Raw genomic sequence first — 11672 nt, forward strand, 5'->3', positions numbered from 1 at the left:
CGAAGCGTAGGCTCTGGCGGGTTATTCCGGCTGACGCCGAGATTGATTCAGCAAACTACCCAGGCTTGCCGCTTTTGGCTTCACCAGCCAGAAGTGGCGCGCGTAGTCGCCGAAGTCTTCCAGAATCGCCGCGCCACGATCAGAGCCTGTTGCCGCAACATAGGCTTCAATCATTTCACGCAAGTGGCGGCGATACGCTTCCATTGCTTCTGTGTTGACCCGGTGGATCTCAACCAGCTCATGGTTGTACTTGTCCACGAAGCTGCGGTCTTCATCTAACACATAGGCAAAACCACCGGTCATACCCGCACCGAAGTTAACGCCAGTTTCTCCCAATACGCAGACCAAACCGCCGGTCATGTATTCACAGCAGTGATCACCTGCGCCTTCAACCACGGCGGTAGCACCGGAGTTACGCACCGCAAAACGCTCACCGGCGGTACCTGCAGCGAACAGCGTGCCGCCTGTCGCGCCATACAGGCAGGTGTTACCGATAATGGCGGTTTTGTGACTTTCGAACTGGCTATCCTTAGGCGGCACAATCACAATACTGCCGCCATTCATGCCCTTGCCCACGTAGTCGTTGGCGTCACCTTCGAGGTAAAGGTTTAAACCACGGGCGTTCCACACCCCAAAACTCTGCCCAGCCACCCCGGTAAAACGTGCGGTCATTGGCGCCGCTTCAAGGCCATCTTCACCGTAACGTTTGGCAATCGCCCCGGAGGTCAACGCCCCTACGCTGCGGTCGCAGTTGGTAATGGTAAAATCAAAGGTACCGCCCGACTGGTTTTCAATCGCCTCTTTTAGCGCGGCCAGTACTTCCTGGTTTTTGGCACCTGGGTCGTGGGGCACATTGCGGCTCACCTCGCAAAACTGCGGCGCATCTTTGGGGACAAAGTCGTTGGCCAGCAGCGGCGTTAAGTCGAGCTTGCGCTGAGACGCCGTGTTGCCTTCCAACACTTCAAGCAGATCAGTACGGCCGATCAGATCGGTCAACTTGCGAACGCCCAGCATCGCCATCAGTTCGCGCACTTCTTCAGCAATAAAGCGGAAGTAGTTTTTGACCATGTCCACGGTGCCGCGGAAGTGTTCGCCACGCAGGAAGTCATCTTGCGTCGCCACGCCCGTGGCACAGTTATTCAGGTGGCAAATACGCAAGTATTTACAGCCCAGCGCGACCATCGGCGCCGTACCAAAGCCAAAGCTCTCAGCGCCGAGAATCGCTGCCTTAACAACGTCGAGGCCAGTTTTTAAGCCGCCATCCGTTTGCAGGCGAATTTTGTCGCGCAGGCCGTTAATGCGCAGCGCCTGATGCACCTCAGGAAGGCCAAGCTCCCAAGGGGAACCCGCATGTTTAATAGAGGTTAACGGGCTAGCCGCCGTGCCGCCGTCGTAGCCAGAAACCGTGATCAGGTCTGCATAGGCCTTCGCTACGCCAGTGGCGATAGTGCCGATACCCGGCTCGGACACAAGCTTCACTGAAACCTGTGCCTCAGGGTTGACCTGCTTAAGGTCAAAAATCAGCTGGGACAAGTCTTCAATGGAGTAAATATCGTGGTGTGGCGGCGGTGAAATCAGCGTCACGCCGGGCACCGAGTAGCGCAGGCGAGCAATGAGCTGGTTGACCTTACCGCCGGGCAGCTGGCCGCCCTCGCCTGGCTTGGCGCCCTGGGCTACCTTGATCTGCAGCACTTCGGCATTAACCAGATATGCCGGGGTCACGCCAAAGCGGCCGGAGGCGATCTGTTTGATTTTCGAACTGCGGATAGTGCCATAGCGAGCAGGATCTTCGCCGCCTTCGCCAGAGTTGGAGCGCCCCCCCGCCTCGTTCATGGCCTGGGCCAGCGCTTCGTGTGCCTCAGGGGAGAGCGCACCCAGCGACATACCGGCGCTATCAAAACGCGGTAGCAGCGCCTCAACGGGTTCTACTTCATCTAGCGCGATGGGAGTTTCTGCGGGCTTAAGAACCAGCAGGTCACGAATGGTCGCTACCGGGCGCTCATTCACCAACTGGGCAAACTTTTTCCACTTGGTGTAGCTACCCTCTTGTACCGCCGCCTGCAGCGATGTCACGACATCCGGGTTGTAAGCGTGGTACTCGTGGCCGTGGACGTATTTCAGCATACCGCCCTGAGAAATGCCTTTGCGCGCAATCCAGGCATCTTTCGCCAACAGCTCCTGCTGCAGCTGCAGCTCGGCAAAACCGGTGCCTTGAATACGCGACGCCATGCCCACAAAGCAGGTGTCCATAATCTCATCAGACAAGCCCACGGCTTCAAACAGCATCGAACCGCGGTAGGACGCCAGCGTCGAGATGCCCATTTTCGAGAGAATCTTAAACAACCCTTTCTGCATGCCTTTGCGGTAATTCTCCCGCGCATCGGCAGGGTTGCCATTTAGCTCGCCGGTGCGGTGCATATCCGCCATGACCTGATACGCCAGCCACGGATAAACCGCCGTGGCGCCTACGCCAAACAGCACAGCCATTTGGTGAGCATCACGGGCGTAGCCTGTTTCCACCACAATGTTGGCATTAGGACGTAACGTTAAACGGCCAAGGTGTGAGTGAACCGCACCTACCGCCAACGCGGCTTGAATCGGCAACTGCCCCTTGGGCAGTTCAGCATCGGTCAGTACAAGAATGACCTTACCCGCCTTGACCTGTGCTTCGGCTTCTTTGCACAGCGCAGTAATAGCCTGATGCAAACTCGTCTGCTCTGGGTCGTAGCCCAGCGTCAGCGTGTGGCTAGCAAACGCAGGGTCGTCTTGGCTCACTAGCGCAGTAAACTTGCGCGGTGACAGAACAGGCGTGGTCAAAATTAAGCGGTGAGCATGCTCAGGCGTTGCCTTAAAGACGTTTAGCTCAGCGCCACAGCAGGTTTCCAGTGACATCACGATCGCCTCGCGAAGCGGATCGATCGGCGGGTTAGTCACCTGAGCAAATTTCTGGCGGAAGAAATCGGTCAGCAGGCGCGGACGGCTAGACAGTACCGCCATGGGGGTATCATCACCCATGGAGCCCACCGCTTCCTGGCCGCTTTCTGCCAGCGGGCGCAGTACCTGGTCGCGCTCTTCGAACGTTACCTGGAACATCTTCTGCTGAACGTTAAGCGCGTCGGTATCCATCGACTGGAAACGCGCAAGCTCGGCCAGCGCAGACTCTAAATAGCTGGCTTCCTGCTTTAGCCAACGCTTATAGGGGTACGCAGACTTTAAGCGGTCATCGATATCATGGGTATGCAGCACTTCACCGGTTTGGGTGTCCACGGCCAGTATTTGACCCGGGCCAACGCGGCCTTTGGCGACGACATCTTCTGGCTTGTAACCGTAGGTGCCAATTTCAGACGCCAGCGTGATATAGCCGTTTTTAGTAATCACCCAACGCGCTGGGCGCAGGCCGTTACGGTCCAACATACACACCGCTTGGCGGCCGTCGGTCATTACCACACCCGCTGGGCCATCCCAGGGCTCCATGTGCATGGAGTTGTACTCATAGAACGCACGCAGTTCAGCGCCCATGGTCTCCACGTTTTGCCAGGCAGGTGGCACCATCATGCGCACCGCGCGGTGCAGTTCCATGCCGCCGGTGAGCAGCACTTCCAGCATGTTATCCATACTGGAGGAGTCAGAGCCTGTGGTGTTGACGATTTCATCCAGTTCGGCGATATCCGGCAGGCGCTCGTTAACAAAGTTCGCTTTACGGGAGTTTGCCCAGCCACGGTTAGCTTCGATGGTATTAATTTCGCCGTTGTGGGCAAGTAAGCGGAATGGCTGCGCCAAGGGCCAGCGGGGTGCGGTATTGGTCGAGAAGCGCTGGTGGAAAACGCAGATCGCGGTTTCCAGGCGCGGGTCGTTAAGGTCTTTATAGAACGCCGGCAAATCTTCCGGCATGACTAAGCCTTTGTACGACACCACTTCTGAAGAGAGCGACGCGACATAAAATTCTTCTTCTTTGCGCAGCGCCTGTTCTGCGAGACGGCGGGCCATAAACAGATCGACAGCAAAACTGTTGCCACTACCGGGCTGCACAAAGAGCTGTTCAATACGTGGCAGGCACTCAAGCGCCATGGGGCCGCAGACGCTGGAGTCCGTAGGCACCTCACGCCAGCCCAACACCTCTAAACCACGGGCACTTAGCTTTTGGGTCAAGGTCTCTTTGGCGGCATTTGCCCGGGCGTCGTCATTGGGCAGGAAAACCACGCCTACAGCGAACTGCTCGCCTAGCTCTGCGTCCAGCGCCTCTTTTGCCGCTTCGCGCATGAACTGAACAGGCATTTTAAGCAGCAGCCCACAGCCGTCGCCGGTTTTGCCGTCGGCCGCAATACCCCCACGGTGGGTCATGCAGGTAAGTGATTCAATAGCCGTCTTCAGCAAGTCGTGGCTGGCCTGCCCTTCCATGTGGGCAATTAAGCCAAAGCCACAGTTGTCGCGAAACTCGCCGGGCTGGTGGAGACCTCTATTCATGGGCGTGCCTCTATTAAGCGTATTTTATTAGCAGCGTTTTCATGGTATATTTTCGGGTTTTTATTTTTTTATGATGCTTTATCACCCGCCCAGACAGGGGGGTTCCCCTAACCGCTGCTGCAAGAAATGGTCGCTCAGCATAGCTATTTGCCCCTAGAGCGCGCAATCTCTCGCGCCCACCAGATTCTCTAAAACCCTCGCCAAATCCTGTAGTTACACTAACTTAATTATAAAAAACACATACACTTCAACCACTTGCAAACCAATAAAACGATTTTTAAACGGTAAAAAATACTTTGTATACTTTAGTCTAGATTTAGCCTAAGAACCCATGCCGATAGCGCATAAGGCATGCGGATTACACGCAGAGTGATTATTTAGCCTAACGCTCAGATAATAAAAAACCCGCACAAAGGCGGGTTCATCCATACAGGCAAATAGTGTGTTTTCAGCGTTAGCGGCTAAGAGCTATTAATGAAGCGTTGGTAATGAAGAGCTAGAGTCGAGGATAGCGCTGAAGCAGGCTCGAAAGGGTATCAACGGGCGCTGCATCGCTAACACAGGCATCACCTAAGGCCTTGAGCAGCACTAAGCGTAGCTTCTCGTCGATATTTTTCTTATCCAACCGCATACGCACCAAGAAGTCATCTGCTGACATATTTGCCGGGGCAGCCAACGGCAACCCAGCGCTTTGAATAACCGCCTGCGCTCTTGTCAGTGCCGCCTCCTCAATCCAGCCTAATTGATGTGACAGCGTTGCTGCCATCGCCATCCCCGCCCCCACGGCTTCACCATGCAGCCAATGACCGTAACCTTGATGCGCTTCAATGGCGTGCCCAAAGGTGTGACCAAGGTTCAGCAGCGCGCGAACCCCCTGCTCGGTCTCATCTTCAGCGACGATATCCGCCTTGATCTGGCAGCTTTTGGCGATGGCTTCCGCAATCACATCAGGCTCAACGCTGCGCAACGCCTGCATGTTCTCTTCTAACCAACTTAAAAACGCCTCATCACGGATAAGTCCGTACTTAATCACCTCGGCAAGTCCGGCGGAAAGCTCGCGACTAGGCAGCGTGGTTAACGTATCGGTATCCACCAACACCGCTTTAGGCTGCCAAAAAGCGCCAATCATGTTTTTGCCTAGCGGGTGGTTAACGCCGGTTTTCCCTCCGACAGACGAGTCCACCTGGGAAAGCAGCGTCGTCGGCACCTGAACAAAAGCCACACCGCGCTGATAAGACGCCGCGGCATAACCCACCATGTCGCCAATCACGCCGCCGCCAAGTGCGATCAACGTACAGCGGCGGTTAAATCCTGCCTCCAGCAGGGCATCCCAAATGCGCCCCACCTGCTCAATGGTCTTATGCTGTTCGCCGTCAGGGAGCACAACGCTTCGCACGTCGAGGTGGCCAGGAAGCGTGGCACAAAGCGCCTCTAAATAAAGTGGCGCAATAGTGTCATTGGTCACCACCATCACCTGCTGACCCGCTAAGTAGGGCGTCAGCACATTGGCATGCTGCAGTAGCCCTGCACCAATGTGAATAGGGTAGCTACGGTCACCGAGTGACACCGTTAACGTACGCGGAGCATTGAGCGTTTCTGTCATTGCGATACCTTTTTATTCTGCACTTTATTTGGTACTCCAGCGGTTTCCAACGGGTCTACCAAGCGATACACACGACGCAGTATTTCATTGACCACGGCTCGCGGGCTGCGCCGATCAGTGCGCACGGTAATATCCGACGTGGCGCGATAAAGCGGGTCTCGGGTGGCAAACATGTCGTTCAGCACCTGCTCACGATTGGCACACTGCAGCAGAGGGCGGTTACGGTCTTTGGCGGTGCGCTTCAGCTGCTGGTCAACGGTGGTCATTAGATACACTACGGTACCGCGCTCGCGCAGGGCCCGACGGTTCTCTTCGCGCAGAACCGCGCCGCCACCCGTAGCCACCACCACGTCTGATAGCCGGGTAAGCTCATCAATCATTTGAATTTCACGCTGGCGGAAGCCTGGCTCACCCTCGACATCAAATATCCAGGGTATATCGGCTCCACAGCGGTCCTGTATGGCATGATCGCTGTCGTAAAACGGGCGCGACAGTTCTCCCGCCAATAGACGGCCTATCGTGCTTTTACCAGCCCCCATAGGGCCAATTAAAAAAAGATTGGGTAAATCCTGCATCAGCGAGTCATCAAACCATCATCAAGGAGTCGTGGAGTAATAAAGACCAATAACTCTACCTTTTCATTACTCTCTTGGGTATAGCGAAACAGCCGACCAATCAGTGGCAGGTCACCCAGCAGAGGCGTTTTAGCAATTTGGCTCAACTGCTCTGTGGTTAAAATACCGCCTAGCACCACTGTTTGGCCATTGTCCACCAGCACTTGGGTCTCAATCTGGTTGGTATCAATAGGTGGCTCGCCGCCAAACTCGCTCTCACGGAAGCTGTCGTTTTTAATCACCAAATCCATAATGATGCGATTATCTGGCGTGATTTGCGGCGTTACCTCTAGGGAGAGCTCAGCCTCTTTGAATTCGGTATCTGGATTGCCCTGGGCATCCACGCTTTGGAAGGCGCGCTCTTCACCCTGGCGAATAATGGCCGTGCGCTGATTGGCAGTAATAACCCGAGGCTGGGAAATCGTCTGGCTTTTACCTTCGCTCTCTAGTGCCCGCAGTTCAAGATCCAGCAATATATCGCCGGATAAGTAGCCAAAGCTAAAGCCAGTCCCAGCCGCCCCTGTGGAGCCTAGATCTACCGCTAGCCCACCTTGGGCGCGGTTAATACTGTTAGGGTTAATATTTCGTCTTTCAAAAACGCCATCCCCTCGATCTAAAAAGCCTCGGGTGCTGTCGAGCCCCCAATTAATCCCTAGCTCCCGTGAGGCTGTATCTCGGGCGATAACAATGCGCGCCTCTATTTGCACTTGGCGCACGGCTACGTCAAGGCGGTCTAGGGTGCGGATAATATCGCGCACCTGCTCGGCGGTATCCTGAATCAATAGTGTATTGGTGCGCTGATCAACACTGACGCGGCCGCGCTCGGTCAATAAGCCAAACCCATCACCGCCGCGCAGCAACTGGGCGAGGTCTTCTGCCCGGGCATACTTTACTTCAATGAACTCGGTAACCAGCGGGGCGAGCGTTTCACGCTGATTGCGCGCTTCAATTTCTTGGCGCTCAATGGCCGCCAGCTCGCTGGCGGGGGCAACGACAATCACATTGCCCTGCTCCCGGCTGGATAACCCCTGGCTCTGCAGAATCAGCGCTAGCGCCTGGTCCCAAGGTACATCGTTTAAGTTGAGTGTCACGCGCCCCGTGACGCTGTCGCTTGCCACCAGGTTAAGCCCGGTAAACTCGGCAAGCGTTGCCAGCACCGCGCGAACTTCGATGTCCTGAAAGTTGAGACTTAACCTATCGCCGGTGAAGCTATCGCCTTGCCGCTCACGAACGGGCTGGGTCTCTTGGCTAACGGGCTGCACTTCGATAGTGAGTGTTCGCCCGCTTTGGGAGGAAATCATCGCGTAGGGGCCGTTAGTTTGCAGCTCCAGCAATGTATCGCGCTGACCAGGGCGCGGCGTGATACGGGTAATGGGCGTGGCAAAATCAGTCACGTCGTATATCTGATTAAGCGCATCGGGAAGGTCAACATCGCGCAGCTCGGCAATCACTCGGCCTTCGCTACCTTCACGTACTTGGCTCACCACACCTTCTCGATCAAAGGTGATTAGCAGCCGCCCTGCACCATCGGGGCCGCGGCGAAAGTCAATATCTTCAACGCTGGGGCCTTCAAAGGTTTCGAGCGCAGGCGCTGCTGCATTGCTGCTGGGCGTCCCTAGGGTGATTTTCAACTGATCACCCTCCACCTTGGGGCGATAATCAAGAGGCTCTGATAAGTCGACCACCAGCCGGGTTCGGCCGTTACCTTCAATGGCGGTGACACGCTCGACACCGCCACTGCCCACATTCAACCGACGCTGAGCCAGGCCGCTTTGGGTATCAGCTAAATCTAGCGCTAGGCGCGGCGGCGCATCTAGCCGGTAGCCAGTTAACTCGGCTACACCGCCGCTAAATCGCAGCACCAACTCCATCTCCCCGCTGTCGGCTGGGCGTACATCCATCTGGGTAAGCACTGAAGCCAAGCTTAACGTAGGGGTAAAGGCTAGCAATAACAACGTAATTCGACGAAGCGCGGCGACCATGGCGTGACATCCAGTAACAAGTAAAAAGGCTATTCATCAATGGCTAGCGCTGCTTGGCGCTCTTGCCATCCCTGCTGTTGGCTAAACACTCGCTCTACAAGTGTGATTTCTTGGGAGCTAATAAGAGTAATTCGCCCGTGGTTACTACCTAAATAATTTCCCACCCGAACGCTGGTTACCTTACCATCCGGTGAGGCAATCAGCGCGACCCGCTGCCCTCCCATACCCAGCGTGCCTACCAACCGTAACGACTGAAGCTGAAACTGCTCCAACGGTTCAGTGGCGCGCTGTTGGTCGGGGGCAAACTCGCTCGCTTCCGGCAGTAATAATGCGGCGTCTTGGCTGTGCACGCTTTCCGGGGCAAGAAAAGGGCTGCGCACCTCAGCATATCGGTAATCAAGCGGTCGTGGCTCAGGCAGTGGCGAGATAATGTCGGGAGCCTGCCCACCGGGGGCGCGGCGTATCTCAGCTAGCGTTGTATCTAGCTGGTCAAGATTTGCATCACTGCATCCCGCTACCACAATGCTACAGCACACCCACATCAAGCGCTTCATGGTGTGCTCCCTTCATCTGCTGCTTCTATATAGCTGTAGGTACGGGCAAGCAGTGAGAGCCGTAGAACATCGCCCTGCTGGTCTACAGGCACCAAGGTGAGGTCATGCTGGGTAACGATACGTGCCATTTGGCTTATATCCGCAGCAAATTGCGCCAGTTGGTGGTAGCCACCACGCACCTGAATGTCCAGCGGATGCTCAATATAGTGTGTCTTACTTACCGTAGGCCTTAAGCGAATTGTCTCGATCGTCAGCCGATTATCCACGGCGGCGTCACTAATACTGTCCAGTAGTGACGGTATTTCGGCACTGGTAGGCAACATTGCTCGCATTTGCACCATCTGCTCTTCCAATGTGGCAAGCTGGCTTTGTATTTCGGGCAAATAAGCCACTTCCGATGCTTTACTGCGATACTCACTCAGCAAGCGCACTTCTTGACGCTGCTCAATCGCTAGCTGCGCACGTTTTTCGCCCACTAACCACCAGCTGATGCCACCAAACATCATCAAGAAAGCGAGCACACCACATAGCCCTTTAAGCAGCGAGGGCCACTCACCCGCCTCTTTGATGTCCAGCGCTTGCCAATCAAGAGTTTGAAAGCGTTGCCACTCTGAGCGCCAGCGTTCTCGATTCCAACTCATGGCCCAGCCTCCTCGGCAGCCGCTGTGTCAGCAGATTGGATAACCTCAAATTGAAAAGCACGCTCGCTTCCATTCTGCCCGCTAGCCACTTCCGAAAGCACCGGCACCCCAAGCCCAGGCATGCTGGCTATTTGGCGCAGCTGCTCGGACACTTGGCGCTCGTTACCGGCTACGGCTGAAAGGCTAATGCGCTCACCGCTTCGGCTAAGTCGCTGATAAACCACGCCCTGGGCCACGCTGGCCGCCAAATCATTAAATAGCTGAACCGTATGGATGCGCTCACCATGTAGCGTTTGGAACAGCCGCAGCTGTTCGCCAAGCTGTTCAGCATCGGACTGGTAGCGTTTTACGTCGGCAATTTCTCTATTCAGCCGCTCTATATAGGTAGTGATATAAGCATTGCGCTGCTGCTGGGCAACAAGCTGTTGCTGATACACATACGAGACCGCATAGGCCAGCGCACCGCCCGTTAACAGCATCAGTAACACCACACCATAAAAGGCGCGGGTCTGCTTCTCCCGGCGCGCTTCACGCCAGGGCAGCAAGTTGATGTTAATACTCACTGGCCGACCCTCATTGCCAAGCCACCGGCCGTTAACATGGCGGGGGCATCGTTGGTGAGTGCTTCAATATTTAAGCGTTTATTCACCCGCATGCGTTGGAACGGGTTAGCAATGGTCACCGACATTCCGCTATCTTCTGCGATACGTTCGGCAAGGCCAGGAATAACGCTTGAGCCTCCCGCCAGCACAATGTGCTGCACCTCATGCTGGCGAGCCGCCGTATAATACAGCTGCAGCGAGCGCCCCACTTGCTGTACCACGGTTTCTAAAAACGGATTAAGCACCATATCCTGGTAATCGTCGGGTAATCCGCCGCGTTTTTTGGCAAACCCAGCCTCTTCATTGCTCATCGAATAGCGGTCGCGGATAGCATCGGTAAGCTGGCGCCCGCCATACACCGTGTCTCGGCTGTATACGATTTGCCCTCCGCGCACCACGTGAAACGCGTTCATATTAGCGCCAATATCTACCAGCCCAACACACGCCGTTGGGTCGTTTTCAACATTTAACTGACGGCGCAGCTCGGCCAGCGAGCGCTCCATAGCAAAGGTTTCAACATCGACAGCTGCCGGTTCAAGTCCAGCGCGCTCCAAGGTTTCTGTTAGCTGACTAACATCCTGCTGACGACACGCAACTAATACAACCTGCTGCTGGTCTTCATCAAACGGAGCAGGCCCCAAACACTGAAAATCGAATGCCACTTCACTGAACGGAAACGGTATATGACGGTCAGATTCGGCGGTAATTCGCTCTTCGATTTCATCTTCGCTAAGCGCTGCTGGAAACGTGAGCGTTTTAGTAATAGCAGCACTTGCCGGCACGGCCACCGCCGCCTTACGCGTAGAGGGTTTTGCGTGTTCCACCGCACGGCTTAGCACGTTGGCTACATCGTTAATATCGCGTATGCGACGTTCTACCACGGCACCTTCGCGCAGCGGCCGCACAGCGTAGCTTTCTACTTGGTAATTATCGTTGCACTGCTTGAGCTCTAACAGCTTGACAGTTGCCGATGTAATATCGACACCAATCAACCCTTTAGTGGGTTTAAGTAAACGCATGTGGGGTTCGGCTCCGCCTGCCAATCTTACGAGTTCTGAGGTTACATGATTTTTAGTTAAGTCACACGCAGATGGCCTTACGGCACATCAACACTGGTGGCCGCTGCTTCACCTTCCTATAATGGCAGCCAATTACGTGTTACGGCCCTTTTAGCGCCGTACCTATTACTTCTTTCCACGGGTGCCTTCTGTT

General features: G+C 55.3%; 8 protein-coding genes. All 8 read right to left on the reverse strand.

The genetic code is table 11. From position 1 onward, the window contains the following. Nucleotides 1–21: 21 nt before the first annotated feature. Nucleotides 22–4464, reverse strand: coding sequence for a glutamate synthase large subunit (gene gltB / locus MOY_RS03955; protein ID WP_009096740.1), 4443 nt, complete (start codon nt 4462–4464; stop codon nt 22–24). A 496-nt stretch (nt 4465–4960) separates the two neighbouring features. Continuing rightward, nucleotides 4961–6067 carry a 3-dehydroquinate synthase gene (gene aroB, locus MOY_RS03960; RefSeq protein ID WP_009096742.1) on the reverse strand — a complete coding sequence of 369 codons (1107 nt, stop codon included), beginning with the start codon at nt 6065–6067 and terminating at the stop codon, nt 4961–4963. Beyond that, nucleotides 6064–6642 carry a shikimate kinase AroK gene (gene aroK / locus MOY_RS03965; protein ID WP_009096744.1) on the reverse strand — a complete coding sequence of 193 codons (579 nt, stop codon included), beginning with the start codon at nt 6640–6642 and terminating at the stop codon, nt 6064–6066. The genes aroB and aroK overlap by 4 nt, the downstream gene beginning before the upstream one ends. Next, a complete protein-coding gene (pilQ, locus tag MOY_RS03970) occupies nt 6642–8663 on the reverse strand; it encodes a type IV pilus secretin family protein (protein WP_009096746.1) in 2022 nt (673 codons plus the stop codon). Before pilQ ends, aroK begins: the two co-directional genes overlap by 1 nt. 29 nt (nt 8664–8692) lie before the next feature. Next, nucleotides 8693–9217: a pilus assembly protein PilP gene (locus tag MOY_RS03975; RefSeq protein ID WP_009096748.1), complete on the reverse strand. Its 525-nt coding sequence runs from the start codon at nt 9215–9217 to the stop codon at nt 8693–8695. After that, nucleotides 9214–9858 carry a type 4a pilus biogenesis protein PilO gene (locus MOY_RS03980; RefSeq protein WP_009096750.1) on the reverse strand — a complete coding sequence of 215 codons (645 nt, stop codon included), beginning with the start codon at nt 9856–9858 and terminating at the stop codon, nt 9214–9216. Before MOY_RS03980 ends, MOY_RS03975 begins: the two co-directional genes overlap by 4 nt. After that, nucleotides 9855–10421: a PilN domain-containing protein gene (locus tag MOY_RS03985; protein ID WP_009096752.1), complete on the reverse strand. Its 567-nt coding sequence runs from the start codon at nt 10419–10421 to the stop codon at nt 9855–9857. Before MOY_RS03985 ends, MOY_RS03980 begins: the two co-directional genes overlap by 4 nt. Then, entirely contained in the window at nt 10418–11479 is a 1062-nt protein-coding gene (pilM, locus tag MOY_RS03990) for a type IV pilus assembly protein PilM (RefSeq protein WP_009096754.1), read from the reverse strand. Before pilM ends, MOY_RS03985 begins: the two co-directional genes overlap by 4 nt. Between the last annotated feature and the right edge of the window lie 193 nt (nt 11480–11672).

Origin of the sequence: Halomonas sp. GFAJ-1 (assembly GCF_000236625.2) — a bacterium.
Lineage (GTDB): Bacteria > Pseudomonadota > Gammaproteobacteria > Pseudomonadales > Halomonadaceae > Vreelandella.